The organism is Paenibacillus sp. FSL R5-192, assembly GCF_000517845.1.
In the GTDB taxonomy this organism is placed as follows: domain Bacteria; phylum Bacillota; class Bacilli; order Paenibacillales; family Paenibacillaceae; genus Paenibacillus; species Paenibacillus amylolyticus.
This window is the reverse complement of the sequence record NZ_ASPR01000006.1, coordinates 18,897-33,279: the sequence shown is the minus strand read 5'-3', so window position 1 is coordinate 33,279 and position 14,383 is coordinate 18,897. Positions and strand designations below refer to the sequence as shown.

Genomic DNA, 14,383 nt, shown 5'->3' with positions numbered 1-14,383 from the left:
TCTTTTAACTCCATAATCTGAAAGTGAGGTTCAGTGATGATTAAAGCAACGGAAGATAATCAATATGTTGAACTAACAAGCCCGACAAGTTTACCGAAGGCATCCGGATTCCTTTGGAATGAAAAGATGATGATTCATGTGAATTGCCGGGGGTACGCGGTGGCCCAATTCATGCAGCCCGAACCTGCTAAATACTCGTATGCGCCCAACCTGGAAGCCAAGACGTTTATGCAACCGGAGCAGCCATACTATGCCCACCATCCGGGACGGTTTGTCTACATTAAAGATGAAATAAGTGGCGAAATTTTCTCAGCCCCGTATGAACCGGTTCGCAAGCAGGCGGATAGCTATACGTTCGCTGTTGGTAAACACGATATTCATTGGAAGGTGGTTCAGGACGACATTTGCATCGAGATGTCCCTGCGTTTGCCGAAGGAAGATGTCATGGAGCTGTGGCGTGTGAAGGTAACCAATCTGTCTTCGAGAAAACGCAAGCTGAGTATCTACCCGTATTATACGGTCGGTTATATGTCCTGGATGAACCAGTCCGGTTCATATGTGGAAGATTTGCAGGGCATTGTCTGCTCGGCGATTACGCCGTATCAGAAATATCAGGATTATAGCAAAATCAAAAACTATAGTGACAAAACCTATCTGCTTGCAGATCACCAGCCGACTGGCTGGGAAGTAAATCATGAGACTTTTGAAGGCGAAGGTGGACTACATAATCCTTCGGCCCTGCAGTCGGAGACACTGGCTGGTGGAGATGCACGGTACGAGACACCTGTAGCTGTATTGCAATATAGAGTCGAACTGGAAGCGGGAGCGGAGCAGGCGTATCGATTTATCTTTGGTCCGGCTCATGATGAGACAGAGATTGAGGGCATTCGTCAGCATTATTTTGTGAAGCAGAATAAGGATGGACAGGATGGTTTCGTCGCAGCCGAACAGGAATATGCTGAGTATATTGCGGAAGGGCAAGGGAACATCCAGATTGAGACACCGGACAGCTGGTTAGATAATGTCGTGAATCACTGGCTGCCTCGCCAGATGTACTATCATGGCAAAACGAATCGTCTTACAACTGATCCGCAGACGCGGAATTATTTGCAGGACAACATGGGCATGAGTTACATTCAGCCGCAGATTGCGCGGGCTGCGTTCTTGACCGCTCTCTCTCAGCAGCATATAAGCGGCGCGATGCCAGACGGCATTATTTTGCACCCAGACGCAGAACTGAAATATATTAACCAGGTTCCTCATACCGATCACTGTATCTGGCTTCCAGTCTGTATGAAGACCTATTTGGATGAAACGAATGACTATAGCATTTTGGAGGAACAAGTTGCTTTTACAGACAGTGAACAAAAGGTTTCCGTACTGGAGCATATGAATCTTGCAATGCGCTGGTTGATCCATGAGCGTGATGCGCGTGGGTTGAACTATATCAATCAGGGTGACTGGTGTGATCCGATGAACATGGTGGGGTACAAAGGCAAAGGGGTATCCGGCTGGTTAACCATTGCGTCGGCATATGCGTTCAATGTGTGGGCAGATATTGGTGAACAGGCAGGGCATGGCGAGGTTGCAGCGGAATTCCGTCAGGAAGCCACTCAGACCAATGCGGTAGCCAATGAGTATCTGTGGGATGGGGACTGGTATGCCCGCGGAATTACGGATGATAACGTAGTGTTTGGTGTAAGCAAAGACGTGGAAGGGCGCATCTATATCAATCCTCAGAGCTGGGCACTTATGAGCGGTGCTGCGGATCAAGATAAACAGGAGAAGTTAATTCGTGCGGTAGAGGAGCAATTGGAGACGCCATATGGTGTCGAGAAACTCGCGCCGTCTTTCACCGCCATGCGGGAGGATGTAGGTCGTGTCACGCAGAAACATCCGGGAAGTGCAGAGAATGGTGCTGTGTACAATCACGCGGCGGCGTTCTATATTTATGCGTTGTACCTGGTGGGCGAGAAGGAGAAGGCGTATCGTCTGTTGCGTAAAATGATTCCGGGCCCTAATGGCGAGGATATTCTCCAGCGAGGTCAGCTACCCGTATTTATCCCGAATTATTATCGCGGAGCTTATCGGCAATTCCCACGTACAGCTGGGCGCTCCAGTCATCTGTTCAACACGGGCACGGTGCCTTGGGTGTATCGTTGCCTAATCGACGGATTGTTTGGACTGCAAGGTCATGCACAAGGACTTCAAGTGCGGCCGCAGTTACCAGAAGATTGGAACAAGGCATCAGTTACGCGGTTGTTCCGCGGGGCTGAGCTGAATGTAAACATGAAGAAGGATGCAACTGTCCAGACGATTGAAGTGCATGTTGACGGCCAAGGGATTGAAGGCGACATCATCAAGAACATACAAGCCGGTATGAAATATGAGGTGCTGGTGAAGCTGCCTCTGTAGAAAGCGCAGGGGGTACTGCTGAACGATGTGAAGAGTTTTGGACAATCACTAAGAAAAATTAAAAACTGCCTTTCCTTCATAGGAGGAGGGCAGTTTTGCTTTCAAGATGTTGTTTTGAATTAATCTGTTTGTCAGACTGAATATGATAAAAGAATCCACAAGCTAAGCTTGATTAGCAAACACTCTATTCTTTGACTCTGTACCAATAGCTATAAATCTCTGAATAACCCAGCTTGGCGTAAAGCTTCAAGGCAGGTGCATTATTCGCAACGACTTGCAGATAACTAGACGTAGCGCCATTCCTTTTTGCCCAATGCAGGAGATGCAAGATCATCTGTTCAGCAAGTCCCCGATTCCGGAAGTTAGCGTCTGTTATGATGTCATACAATCCAATGTAGCCACGTTCGATGACACCGAACCCACAAGCGACGACTTGCCCGTCAATCAACAGCGAAATGAAACCTACCTTTGTCCGGATGTTGTCCAACATTAATTCGGTCGTTTCCCGTTGCAGATCATTCACCTGATTCAACCGGCAAAAGTGATCCAGCCATGTTGTGGTCAACTGTTCGTCGATCTGTACAGATTGGTGCACAGGCTCTTTGATCTCTTCCAGACTCCGAGTCTGGATGCGGGTCAGATCGACAACGCCATACCCTTTCTCTTGCAAAAGTTGGTCGAGATGATCCGGCTGAATAAACGGTGTGATTTTGAATATGGTATTTAACTGATTGGAAGCATAGATGCGCTCACATTCCTCAATCTTTTCATACACATCCAGAGTGGAGTAGTGGATCGGTTGAACGGAGTTGGCACGTTTGGTATATCCTTTGGCAAAACGCAGTACCCAACCGTCATAAATTAAAGTGGACAAGGGCTGCCAGTGGTTAAGCGATAGTTCTTCAATGGTTTTGTGTTCTGAATCCGTAGTATGCGTCATATCTAACCTCCGATTTTATAATTAAATAATAATACATAATCGTGTATAAAAATACAATACCAACATATATATCGCCGAACAGTATGCATTATAGCCGGAGATGGTATACAATTTAATTTGGTTGAATGAATAACTTCAGAAGCGGAGCGCGTTATGTTAACTATAGAATTAAATAATCACAGCATTAACTGTCATATCCAATACGGTAAACGCAAGAAAGTGTCCATCACGATGGACTTGCCTTATATGGTAACAATCAAAGCACCCAATGGTACCAGTGAAGACATGATCCGGCAACTTGTAGAGCAGCACGGGGATGTAATTTTGAAGAAATCCGCACTGATGCAGCGGGCGCTCGAAGGTCCTCAAGCCAAGGAATACGAAGATGAGGGCAAGGGGAAGTTTCTGCTTTTTGGCAAGGAGCATGCATTGCATGACTTAATCCCTGTAGAGGGTCTGACAGAAGAAGAGCTGCGAGCGAATCTGAAGAAGTTTTATTTTGCCGAGTGTAAACGTATGATTGGGGAGCGCATCGGTCGCTATCAGCAGGAGTTGAAGGTGAAGCCGAAGTCAGTAGAAGTCGTAGATTCTCCCACCAAGTGGGGCAGTTGTAGCTGGGACAAAAAACTTACGTTCAATTATCGCCTGGCGATGGCGCCACTGGAAGTGATCGATTATGTCATCATTCATGAACTTTGCCATATTCACCACATGAATCATGATCGCTCCTTCTGGCGGCGGATCGGTAGCATCATGCCGGATTACAAAACAAAAGAAGATTACCTGATGCGAAATGGTCGGGCTATGACACTATAATTCCAGACCCAAGTTTGTACTTGATACGATAGATCCCTCCATTATAATTCGTAAAATCCGCGATGGTCCCACTGTTTGCAGTGAGCGGCTTCGCGGATTTTTTGTTATGTCTGGATCAGGAGTGGGTTACTTGAACGCCGTATTGTGTGAAAAAATGAGTAACCGCATCCATGTCCATTCGATCATCGAACAGATGCTCAGGATAATAGATGCCTGGAGCCAGAGGCTCATCCGTAGGCATCATCAGTATTTTCTCGGCTTGCACCGCAGCGCCGAGTGCAGTCATGTGGGTCTGACCGAGTGGGTCAGAGACCGTCATCGTTCGTTCAACCTGGTTACCTTTCGCATCCAGCCCTTTCAATTGAATGACCAGATGATGTGCGCTCCCGGTTCCCGGATTATAGAGCAATTTCCGCCGGAATGGCTGGAAACGTTCACCACTGATCATCTTCCATACTCCGGTTTTGACCAATCCGGCGAGAGCATATGTAGATATCTTACTATCGAATGAGATACGGAAACTGGCGGAATCGATATGGCTGGTATGAGGCAAAGTGACGTGATCGGGTGTGTCCAGTCTGTAACATGGGGTCGTATACCCGTTCGGGAAATGAACCTTAATCGGATCTGTCATGGGGTAGACGAGTCGATGTGTATTGGCTTCGGTTATCTGAAAAGGAATACTCATCCGGTCCATGAAGGCTGCCGAATCAGGGCCGGCCTTATCCCGCAGCGACCATAGGGCATGAATGTTTACTTCGACATGTTGCAGCGAGTTAGAAAGTATCATGGCAAAGAGTGACGCCGTTCCTGCCATCCATCCAGAGGACAGCACTACCGGAGCATGAAGCTCTTCCTGCTCTATTGTACGGATCGCTTGATTGAACACCTCAGTCCAGCGTGTTATATCGATAAGTGGAATTTTTCTCCGCACTGCCGATACCAGTAGCCGATCATCCAGATCGTTCACTGCATTAATGATTAGCGATATATTCTCTCCTGCGTGAATCAGTGGATCGTCTGCATGGGTATCAACAACAACCGTTTGGACACGATTGGATGGAAAAGGTGCTGCTTTACCCGCAGAACGGCCTCCCAGTACCAATTCCAGATCAGGATGCCTGTCATGCAAAATGCGGGCAAGCTGTGCACCTACAGCACCATAACCTCCAGCGATAAGAACTCTTTTTCTATTCATTCGATATACCTCCGTTGATATGTTCATGTACTTATATGTTTAAACTATTAAACCAATAAGGGTGAAGAAAAGGAATGCAGTTCACCAGCGCGATATGCGCTAGCTCTGACATTCCACTTCTACGAGATGAACGAGCTGTTTGAGTAATTCGATCGCATCGTTGAACTCCAGCTTGTAATACATCTCCGTACCTTTTTTCTGAACCGATAACAGCCCGGATTGACGCAATATTTTCAAGTGATGAGAGACCGTAGGGCGTGACATGGGGACATGCTCTGCAATCTGAGATACGTTCATGCTCTCTTGATCAATGAGCAGCGATATGATTCGCTGGCGAACGGGGTCTCCCAAACCTTGAAGATAAGGACTTAGATTCTCGAAAATATCAATAACTTTTTGGTTACCCATCGACTCGTTCATGGCTCACTCCGTTATAATGTTTAATTGTTTAAACGTATTATAAGGCTTAGTTCACTTAAAAATCAAATTTAACATTCCAAGTTGCAGGAAAATAGCTGTTCCGCTTGTCCATTTGAAGTACAATATAAGCAAATATGCCCGTACCACGAATCCATTGATGTATCCGTGGTGGAAGGAGTCCAAGATGGCTGAGAGTAACCATTATTCGGTGCTGGTAGATGAATATATTTCGGAGTTTGCACCTGATGTACAGGTGAGATTACAGGCAATAAGACAGATTATTCGTGAAGCGGCTCCGAACGCCGAAGAGAAGATCAGTTACAAGATGCCTACGTATGCACAGCATGGGAATTTGGTTCATTTTGCCGCTTACCAGCATCATATTGGGTTTTACCCTGCTCCCAGGGGAATTCAAGCTTTCCAGGAGGAACTCTCCAAGTATAAAGGGGGAAAGGGGTCTGTCCAGTTTCCGCTGGATCAGCCATTGCCCGAGGATCTCATTCGCCGGATTGTGGAGTATCGCGTGAAAGAAAATGTGGAAAAAGCTCGGGAGAAGAAGCAGAAGAAGTAGTAAATGGTAAAAACCTGTTAGTCTACTGAAGGGGAAGTACAGATGAACAAAGCACTAATCGTGTTGGATGTGCAGTATGGTATTACATCATTAAAGGATTTCACAGTTCAGTTGGGCAAGATTGAAGCGGTTATCGCTGATTTTGAACAGCAACATGAGCCAATCATATACATGAAACATGTAGATTACGATCAGGAGGCTTCTTCACTGTTCTATAAAAATGCTGCGAACCTGGAAATTATAATGGGTACGGGTCAGTATCCTGTTATGGAGAAAAGCAAACCAAGTGCCTTCAGCAATCCGGAGCTAAGAACTTGGCTACATGAGCATCAGGTAGAACATGTATTTATTGTTGGATTCAACATGGAATATTGTTGTCTGTTTACGGCAATTACTGCAGAATACGAAGGGTTTAAGGTAACCTTGATTGAGGACGCAACAGGTTCAGTGAACACAGCGGAGACGTATGAGATGCCGGGTCTGGACATTCAGGATTTTGTCGGTTCGATTCTGAATTGGTCGAATTGTATTGAAGTTTTATATGTGGATGAGTATAAAGAAATGTATCGTATCTAGCGTGGTTTACAAGTGACGCCGGAGATTTGAGTAGGGTATAATAAGAGCAGATGAGACGTAAAATGCAAAGAGAGCCGCGCTGGTAACACGACTCCTCCGAGCAATAGCCGCTTTTAAGGGCGGTGGGCTTCGCTTAGAAAGATGATCAACAATAGACCGCATCCTTTTGCGAGGGGGGCGGTCTATTTGTGTGTATTGGACAGAATAAGGCATCCTTTGTCAACATCACAGTGTGCATTTTAGTTTGGAGGGGAATTCGTATGATCAAGGTTCATTTATCTCGTATTATGGGTGAGAAAAGAATTAATATTGCTGATTTATCCCGACTAACCGGATTACATAGAAATGGGATTGCCAAGTTATATAATGAAGAAACCGATGGTGTGAAGTTCGATACGCTGAATCGAATATGTGAGGCTTTGGATTGTGAAATCCAGGATATCATTGAGTTTATCAAGGACGAGAAGTGATCTTCAACATTTAGCTAAGGCCCTATACTTTTAAAAGATTGGACATATAGACCGTTACCTTATCGAAGGGACGGTTTTTTTCTGTTTGTATACACATACTGAGCTGCACCGATCGCAAGCGTTACTCCTTTTCAGCGATTTTTCAGCCAGAGCCATTATAATACTCACGGAATCCTGTAATCGAAAAGGAGTTTTTGCATGTCTAAGGTGCTGCATAAGTCGTTTTATCTCATTTTGCTCGTGTTTGTTGCGGTGTTTATTGCTTCGTCCTTGTTGGTTCGGGCACAGTACAACTACGCCTTATATGGGGACAATCCCATTTTGGGCATGCAGCAGTGGAGTGTTTTTCTCCCGGTCATTCTTTTGCTTCTTGGTCCAGGTGTTGGGTTATATGCTCTATGTCTGAAGCTGAACAAATACAGTCCGAAGGTTGTCATTCCGATTGTGCTGCTAAGTTCTTTGGCCATTCAGATCATCGTCATTTTCGTATTTCCGAGAGTACCCACCGATGATTCACAGACCGTTCTCTCACTCGCCATGAACATGCTGTATGACCAAGACTACTCGTCGTTTGAACCGGGTGGTTATCTGCACATGTTCCCGTTTAACTACTCGATCGTGTTGTACTTGAAGACGCTGCTGTACCTGTTGCCAGACAACTATCTGGTCATCAAACTATTTAATATTTTGTTTTCAACGTTAACAATGTTCATGATTTATCTTATTTATAAACAAGTGAATGACAGATCCACGGAACGTGATTACGGTGTGTTGATCTTTGCAGCAACGTACCTGCCTTCCTTGTTCCTGAACAACCTGATCTATAACGATGTGATTGCCACAGCTTTTCTGACATCGTGTTTATACTTTATCATTCGTTTTGTACGTGAAAAGTCTTGGGAAACAATTGTCATTGCCGCCGTTTTTCTCGCGATGGGCAATTACTTCCGAAGCATTGGCGTGATCGTGCTGATCGCTGCCATCATATATATCCTGCTGAATTTGCGGAGCATTGGAATGAAAAAAGTTGTCATTTCCATCGGTGTGCTGGCTATGTTGTTTAATGTACCAACCTGGACTCAGAATGCGGTTCTTCAATCCTCCGGTGCTGTGAGCGAATCTGTCGGAGAGAATGCTGCACCGGTCTATATGTGGCTGAATATGGGGATTAATCTGGAGCGTTTTGGCTTCTGGGACAATATGGAGAGTTATCAGATCTATCAGAGACAGGCCAACTACAGTAAGGCTGAGAGCACAGCATTATTTAAACAAGAGATTGGCAATAAGCTGTCTGAAGCAAGTGCGAGTGAGTTGGTGCAGATGTATTACAAAAAGATCATATGGACCTGGACCGAAGGGACATACCAGATGGACCGCTACGGAATCGGCAATGAAAGTTCCATGGGTGCCGGAAGAGGATGGGGAGGCGGAATCGCAGGCTCCTATAGTTACACGAATGCGATAACAGAACTGTTGCAAGGGGATTCGGCTTATCGGACAGGTTTGCTCTGGATTGTATATGTGATGAATTTCTTGATGTACTGTTTTATTTTCATCCGGTTGTTCGGTGGAATTCGTCGTAAACGATATGATGAAGTCTCCTTAATCCTGGTCATTCTCGGATTCATCGGATTTTATATTCTGTGGGAGATTAAGTCCAGATACATCTACCCTGTATATCCGTTGTTGGTTGTGCTGTCCTATATGGGTTTCAAAGATACGTATGACTTCATATTCCATCGTAAAGGTACCTTGGAGAAATATTCCCTGAGAAAAAGGTGATCATATGCGAAAAAATAAATATTTCACATCGGTTACAATACTCCTTTTGCTAGGGTGCTCGGTTATGCTTACGGCCTGCGATGTGATAACCGCTCAGAATATTACCAAGACCGGTTCTGCACAAGGCATGAACGGTGGCGGTATGCCGAATGGTGGCGGACTGGGCATGAATGGAGGAACACCGAGAGGTGGAAGAGCCACCGCGGGCATGAATGATCGAACAGGCAGTCCTGGCATGACGCAGGGGATGATGAATGCCGACATTACTGGTAGAGTCATCTCCGTGAATGGGAACACAGTGACGCTGGCGTTACTTGAGGTGCAGGACAACTCATCCCCAAGCAGGGAATGGAAGGATACCGGAATGGAGATGAAATTGAATATAAGTGATGATGTTGCTATCACTGAAGGCATGGGGACGCCGGGCTCGGACAATTCCAGCCCACGTGCGAATTCGTCCATTCAAGTGTCTGATCTTCAAAAAGAAAACATCGTGATGGTGTGGTATAAGGACAACACCGAGACGGTGGAACGGGTGATGGTTGTCCAGTAAAAAATGATGGGATTATCGTCATTTTGTAATTGCTTACATTTGGCTTATCGGCTATTATGGTAACAACTGGTTTTTTGAAGGGAGTGAGCGTCATGAAACGACGGTCTAAGATGGTATGTTCCATTACTACAATGAAGGTAAGCATAAACTGAATAATTCCGGCAGACCATTCAGATGCAGGGTGGAAACATCCAGTTTCCCAGTCCGGTCTGAGATCTGTCGATATATAGGGATGTAACTGCTCATTTTTTCTGGCGTATGCGAGGTTTATTTGCTTGTGCAAATTTCTCATACACTCAGAATTTTTAAAAGCCGCAGGCATAGCCTGCGGCTTTTTGCGCGCAAAAATAGACATTCGTTGCCTACAAGCAATGCACATAAAACGATTAAAAAGGAGAACTGCCCATGTTAAAATTAAAATATTTATTTCAACATAATGATCTTGCCGAGATGATTTTAAAGAATTGGAACTATGATCCTGAGTCGCTGGATATGTTTCAGTATTATCGCATATCCTCCAATGCCGTGTATCCGTTCAGAGATCAGGGGGAAGTGAGATTGCTTCGTTTTGCCCCGGTAGAGGAGAAAAATCAAATCAATCTTGGCGCTGAACTGGAGTTCCTGCGTTATCTTCAAACGAATCATTATGGAGCCATGGAGGCTGTACCTTCTCATTCAGGGACAGAACTCATAGAGGCTCACACCCCATGGGGAGTGTACTATGCTTCCGTATTCAAGCGAGTACCTGGATCGCAGTTAGGAAGCATTGATTTGAATGACTCCATCCTGTACAGCTATGGTCAGGCGTTGGGTGAGCTGCATCATTTATCACGTACATTCATGCCTGAGCAAAAGGAGAAACGCTGGACCTATACGGATGTTTTGGATTGGATGCAGGAGATCCTGAAGGGTTTTCCTGGTGAAACGGCTGCTTTGAATGAGGTGGAGTTTCTTCGAACGTATTTTGCGACTTTACCGATGACCCAGCAAAATTTCGGTCTCATCCACTACGATTTTGAACTGGACAATGTTTTCTATGACGAAGGTAGCCAGTCTTGTTATGCCATTGATTTTGATGATTCGATGCATCACTGGTACGCAATGGACGTGGAACAGAGTCTGGATAGTTTGCGTGAGGAGATCGAGCCTGAACAATGGGAGCAGAAGAAACAATTGTTCCTGAACGGGTACTGGTCCGAGGCAGGAGAACGTTATGATCTGGAGAGTATGTTCCCCGCTTGTCGCCGTTTTGCCAACTTGTACGGCTATGTGCGTATGCTTCGATCTGTTGCAGAGCAGTGGTCATATGAGCCGGAGTGGATGAGCGGACTAAGAGCGAGGTTAGCGAGGATAATGACAGAAAAGGCAGAGCAATTCGGTTATCCGATTTAATTTCTAGTGCAGCCGACGCTTCTCCAATTCCATAAAAATATGTCATGTTCACACCAGAAATAATATGTTTCGAGAATAAAAACCAGCTGGGAATTCAATGTAGAATTCCTAAGCTGGTTTTTTACATGTTACTCGGTATAATCACTTATCGCAGTATGCCCCGCTTCTACACTGATCCAGTAGGAATAATCTTCGCGCACGTCCACATAGAGGTTAAGTTCCTTTGCATCAAGGTTACTTAGCGTTAGTTTAAAATTGCCATAGGCATCTGTTGTAACCTGTTGCGTCTGGATGTGCTCTACAGCAGGCGAAGGACCATGGATTTTGATCGGCATCGTCTGGTTGGCATACGCCGGGAACGTACCTTGAAGGACCAGTGTGTGATCGGAAGAATATACTGCTTTCATGGTCTGATCCGGTAGTCCGCCGTTCTTTTCATTCTCGGTAGCTTCAGTGGCATTTTTCGGCCTGCTCCATAGTTCGAAGCCTTTTTCCTTCAGGTTCTGGAGAAAAACAACGGCCTCTGCCCGGGTCAAGGATTCTTGTCCCGCATAACCTTGCACCGTAGCTGCGGTTTTGCCTGAAGAGTATCCCATGTTCAGCAGATACCGGATGGCATCGTCGTCCTGGGTATAATTTTTACCGCCAAGCCCCGCCACGATTAAGGCTACTTCTGTTCGGTTCAAGGCACGATTGCGCAGCTTCGGATTCTGTTTGCTGGCATCCAGTTTCAGATTCAACGCGGAAGCATAGGTGTAGTAACGATCACTCCAGATGTTTCCTTTGATAGCTTGTCCCTCTGCAGCATCTATGCTCTGAATGACATGGGAATTCGCATACAGCTTGAACAACATAGAGAGGAATTCGGCTTCACTCACCTGATTGTTGGGTTTGAACGTTCCATCCTCGTATCCACTGGCCATCTCCTGTTGAACGGCCCATTGAATGGCATCTTTCGCCCAATGTGTACGGACATCAGTTAATTGGGGAATTCCCGTGACAGTAACAGAGACAACCGCTTCTTTCCCTTCAAAACGAATCCGAATTTCGGCTTTACCAGCCTGAAGTCCAATGATTTTTCCATCCTTGATGGCGATGCGATCTGACGTCGTGGTGAAGGAAACGTTAGACTGTGGAACATAGGATGTTCCGTTATCATTCACGGCAGTGATTGAAGGTAGATCAATCTGTTCTCCTGCTCGGACTTTCAGGTTTGGTTGTCCTGGCGTTATACGGGTAAGTGTTGTATCTTGAACACCGTCCACATGGAAGAAACGTGTGGAGTATGAGATTTCCGCTGCTGTACCGTTTTTCTTTTGCAGACCTGTAATTCGAATGTTGAACGTATCGCCGTTCTTTAACAATTGCACATCGTCAGGACGGAAGATAATGGCGTAGCCATATCCATATCCACCTGTCTCTACATTGAAATAGGCCTGATTAAACCATTGTTTATCCGCAGGGTCCACGTTGTAATAACCGGTTGGAAAGCCACTGTTCTGATTCTTGGCATTAAAGGTCCATGTACGTTGATCGGAAGTCCTAGTCATCTCGACCTGTACCTCAGACAGTGATGGTTTCGCAAATACATCTGTATTCAGTTGAACAGACCAGGCCTGTGTACTGCCAAAGGCTTCAATTGGAAAAGCTCCCTGATTCGGGAACAGGCTGTAGTTGAACGAAGTTCCCCCAGTTCTGCTTTTATCAAATACCTGCATGGCACTATAGTACTGATCATATGTCTTGCCTGCTTCACTATGAGTGGCGAGTCCAAATCCGATTCGTTGCAGTTGTGGACTCAAAATCCAGCGCCGGTGTCCCAGGCGATCAATATTGGAGGCATCTGAATCATTCATGTAGGCCTGAATGCTTTTTGTCAGGACGTTATTCTTGGCACTGCTGGTAACATACAGATTGGAGCTGCTGGCAGACTTTGAACCGGTGTCAAAGAAATCCTTTGGCATATCTCCTGGCTGTTTTGGAGAATGGGACAGGTATCCACCCGTGGAGATCACAACAGCCCCATGCTGGGCTTGACGATTCAAAGCCGGATCAAGGACAAGATCGCCCTGTAGCCCCGTGATAAAACGATAAAAGTTGGCTGCATTCAGCCCTTGTTCCAGATAGGCGTCACTTACCACACCAGCAGAGTAGGGAGCACTTGTCGAAGGTGTCTTTGTATACAGGGGAGATGTATCATTGCCATTCATCCACTGATTCCACTTTTGGACAATCTCCTGCTGACTTCGCTCAGGTAACAAACTGTCGACCTGTTCCGCATGTGCCGCTTGAGCACCCCCTAACAGAAACAGCAAACCTGCCAAGGGCAGAGTGAACAGTGAATGTATTTTATTTTTCCGGTAAACCATGTTTCCAACCCCTCTCATATCTGAACGTACGAAGAACATATGCATGTTCAGCATTATGGTATATTCATCGACATTACAGTTGATTTTGCTTAGAGCCAGGCATGAGAGCATAAGGCCGAGCATGTGAAGGAGGATATTTTAATTAGGGAGTTGGTGGTTCATTTGTTAAAAAAAGAGCACAGGCCACCCCGCTGATTGGGGACAGCTTATGCTCTTTCTACATATGTATCTACTTTTTAGTCGATACTCAGGTCGAAATCAGGCTCACACATATAATCTAATGGGTACAGATCATCTCGTGCCGAGATTAATGCACGGAAATGAAGATCCCTGATACCGTGCTCAGTTGCACTTTCATCTGAGCGATTGGAGACAAGTTCAGCTACCACAAAAACGTCTTCTGCGAGGTTACATTTAAAAAGGACATTTTTCGGATGAATGACTTCCTCCAGGTAACTGTACGTCATCACGTGAAATGTTTGTCCGCACCAGTTTGTCTTGATCACTTTATAGGACTTTGTGCGAACCAGATCCAGATAACGTTCCAGCTGGAACGTATGCTCGAATTGCGTAATATAACCTTTTTTATCTACATCAATCGTAAATTCGACATCATAGCTCACATGCATTTCATCTTTATAAGTTCCGTTCATAACCTTCATGTTGTCAAAGTGTGATCCGAATTCCGGATCTTCTACATAGGGAATGGTAACGAGTTCGGGGTCAACATATTCTGTGATCTTACTGTTACTGGAAGGTGGGGTGTAATACTTCGATGGCTGAAGATCAATCGATCCAATCATGCTTCCAGGAAAACCGGGGCTGCAAGTTATTCGCATAGTCATCTCCTTCGTTGTTGGTCAGTAGTTAGACGAACGAGT

13 protein-coding genes are annotated in these 14,383 nt (G+C 45.5%); 8 read left to right on the top strand and 5 right to left on the bottom strand.

The window, feature by feature from the left end:
- Nucleotides 1-36 precede the first annotated feature (36 nt).
- Nucleotides 37-2,415: a GH36-type glycosyl hydrolase domain-containing protein gene (locus C161_RS03715; protein ID WP_036668310.1), complete on the top strand. Its 2,379-nt coding sequence runs from the start codon at nt 37-39 to the stop codon at nt 2,413-2,415.
- 184 nt (nt 2,416-2,599) lie between these two features.
- Here C161_RS03715 and C161_RS03710 read toward each other — a convergent pair whose 3' ends face one another.
- A complete protein-coding gene (locus C161_RS03710; protein WP_036668308.1) occupies nt 2,600-3,355 on the bottom strand; it encodes a GNAT family N-acetyltransferase in 756 nt (251 codons plus the stop codon).
- A 153-nt stretch (nt 3,356-3,508) separates the two neighbouring features.
- On the opposite strand from C161_RS03710, the gene C161_RS03705 reads away from it, so the two are divergent.
- Nucleotides 3,509-4,171, top strand: coding sequence for a M48 family metallopeptidase (locus C161_RS03705; protein WP_036668307.1), 663 nt, complete (start codon nt 3,509-3,511; stop codon nt 4,169-4,171).
- Between the two features lie 115 nt (nt 4,172-4,286).
- On the opposite strand, the gene C161_RS03700 is transcribed toward C161_RS03705, so the two are convergent.
- Both C161_RS03700 and C161_RS03695 read right to left on the bottom strand, forming a co-directional pair.
- The gene (locus C161_RS03700; RefSeq protein ID WP_036668306.1) at nt 4,287-5,369 is read right to left on the bottom strand and encodes a saccharopine dehydrogenase; all 1,083 of its coding nucleotides are present in this window, start codon (nt 5,367-5,369) and stop codon (nt 4,287-4,289) included.
- A gap of 99 nt (nt 5,370-5,468) precedes the next feature.
- Complete coding sequence (locus C161_RS03695; RefSeq protein WP_017690570.1) at nt 5,469-5,789, bottom strand: ArsR/SmtB family transcription factor; 321 nt, start codon at nt 5,787-5,789, stop codon at nt 5,469-5,471.
- A gap of 184 nt (nt 5,790-5,973) precedes the next feature.
- Here C161_RS03695 and C161_RS03690 point away from each other — a divergent pair, with 184 nt between their 5' ends.
- The 6 genes from C161_RS03690 to C161_RS03665 all read left to right on the top strand — a co-directional run bounded on the left by C161_RS03690 (nt 5,974) and on the right by C161_RS03665 (nt 11,133).
- On the top strand, nt 5,974-6,360 hold the full coding sequence (locus tag C161_RS03690) for an iron chaperone (protein ID WP_036668305.1): 387 nt from the start codon (nt 5,974-5,976) through the stop codon (nt 6,358-6,360).
- Between the two features lie 42 nt (nt 6,361-6,402).
- Nucleotides 6,403-6,936, top strand: a complete 534-nt coding sequence (locus C161_RS03685) for a cysteine hydrolase family protein (RefSeq protein ID WP_036668303.1) — start codon at nt 6,403-6,405, stop codon at nt 6,934-6,936.
- A 260-nt stretch (nt 6,937-7,196) separates the two neighbouring features.
- Nucleotides 7,197-7,406 carry a helix-turn-helix domain-containing protein gene (locus C161_RS03680; protein ID WP_036668302.1) on the top strand — a complete coding sequence of 70 codons (210 nt, stop codon included), beginning with the start codon at nt 7,197-7,199 and terminating at the stop codon, nt 7,404-7,406.
- A 198-nt stretch (nt 7,407-7,604) separates the two neighbouring features.
- Complete coding sequence (locus C161_RS03675; RefSeq protein WP_036668301.1) at nt 7,605-9,188, top strand: glycosyltransferase family 39 protein; 1,584 nt, start codon at nt 7,605-7,607, stop codon at nt 9,186-9,188.
- 64 nt (nt 9,189-9,252) lie between these two features.
- Nucleotides 9,253-9,741: a hypothetical protein gene (locus tag C161_RS03670; protein ID WP_036668299.1), complete on the top strand. Its 489-nt coding sequence runs from the start codon at nt 9,253-9,255 to the stop codon at nt 9,739-9,741.
- A 405-nt stretch (nt 9,742-10,146) separates the two neighbouring features.
- A complete protein-coding gene (locus tag C161_RS03665) occupies nt 10,147-11,133 on the top strand; it encodes a phosphotransferase enzyme family protein (protein ID WP_036668297.1) in 987 nt (328 codons plus the stop codon).
- 128 nt (nt 11,134-11,261) lie between these two features.
- On the opposite strand, the gene C161_RS03660 is transcribed toward C161_RS03665, so the two are convergent.
- Together C161_RS03660 and C161_RS03655 are read right to left on the bottom strand one after the other, a co-directional pair.
- Complete coding sequence (locus tag C161_RS03660) at nt 11,262-13,502, bottom strand: S-layer homology domain-containing protein (RefSeq protein ID WP_036668296.1); 2,241 nt, start codon at nt 13,500-13,502, stop codon at nt 11,262-11,264.
- Between the two features lie 236 nt (nt 13,503-13,738).
- Nucleotides 13,739-14,305, bottom strand: a complete 567-nt coding sequence (locus C161_RS03655) for a hypothetical protein (RefSeq protein WP_235193727.1) — start codon at nt 14,303-14,305, stop codon at nt 13,739-13,741.
- Nucleotides 14,306-14,383 lie beyond the last annotated feature (78 nt).

Excerpts from the sequence above, each read along its gene's own strand:
- C161_RS03685 (WP_036668303.1), top strand. The coding sequence starts at position 6,403 with ATGAACAAAGCACTAATCGTGTTGGATGTGCAGTATGGTATTACATCA.
- C161_RS03665 (WP_036668297.1), top strand. The coding sequence starts at position 10,147 with ATGTTAAAATTAAAATATTTATTTCAACATAATGATCTTGCCGAGATG.
- C161_RS03690 (WP_036668305.1), top strand. The coding sequence starts at position 5,974 with ATGGCTGAGAGTAACCATTATTCGGTGCTGGTAGATGAATATATTTCG.
- C161_RS03680 (WP_036668302.1), top strand. The coding sequence starts at position 7,197 with ATGATCAAGGTTCATTTATCTCGTATTATGGGTGAGAAAAGAATTAAT.
- C161_RS03660 (WP_036668296.1), bottom strand. The coding sequence starts at position 13,502 with ATGGTTTACCGGAAAAATAAAATACATTCACTGTTCACTCTGCCCTTG.
- C161_RS03710 (WP_036668308.1), bottom strand. The coding sequence starts at position 3,355 with ATGACGCATACTACGGATTCAGAACACAAAACCATTGAAGAACTATCG.
- C161_RS03655 (WP_235193727.1), bottom strand. The coding sequence starts at position 14,305 with ATGATTGGATCGATTGATCTTCAGCCATCGAAGTATTACACCCCACCT.
- C161_RS03670 (WP_036668299.1), top strand. The coding sequence starts at position 9,253 with ATGCTTACGGCCTGCGATGTGATAACCGCTCAGAATATTACCAAGACC.
- C161_RS03715 (WP_036668310.1), top strand. The coding sequence starts at position 37 with ATGATTAAAGCAACGGAAGATAATCAATATGTTGAACTAACAAGCCCG.
- C161_RS03695 (WP_017690570.1), bottom strand. The coding sequence starts at position 5,789 with ATGAACGAGTCGATGGGTAACCAAAAAGTTATTGATATTTTCGAGAAT.
- C161_RS03705 (WP_036668307.1), top strand. The coding sequence starts at position 3,509 with ATGTTAACTATAGAATTAAATAATCACAGCATTAACTGTCATATCCAA.
- C161_RS03675 (WP_036668301.1), top strand. The coding sequence starts at position 7,605 with ATGTCTAAGGTGCTGCATAAGTCGTTTTATCTCATTTTGCTCGTGTTT.
- C161_RS03700 (WP_036668306.1), bottom strand. The coding sequence starts at position 5,369 with ATGAATAGAAAAAGAGTTCTTATCGCTGGAGGTTATGGTGCTGTAGGT.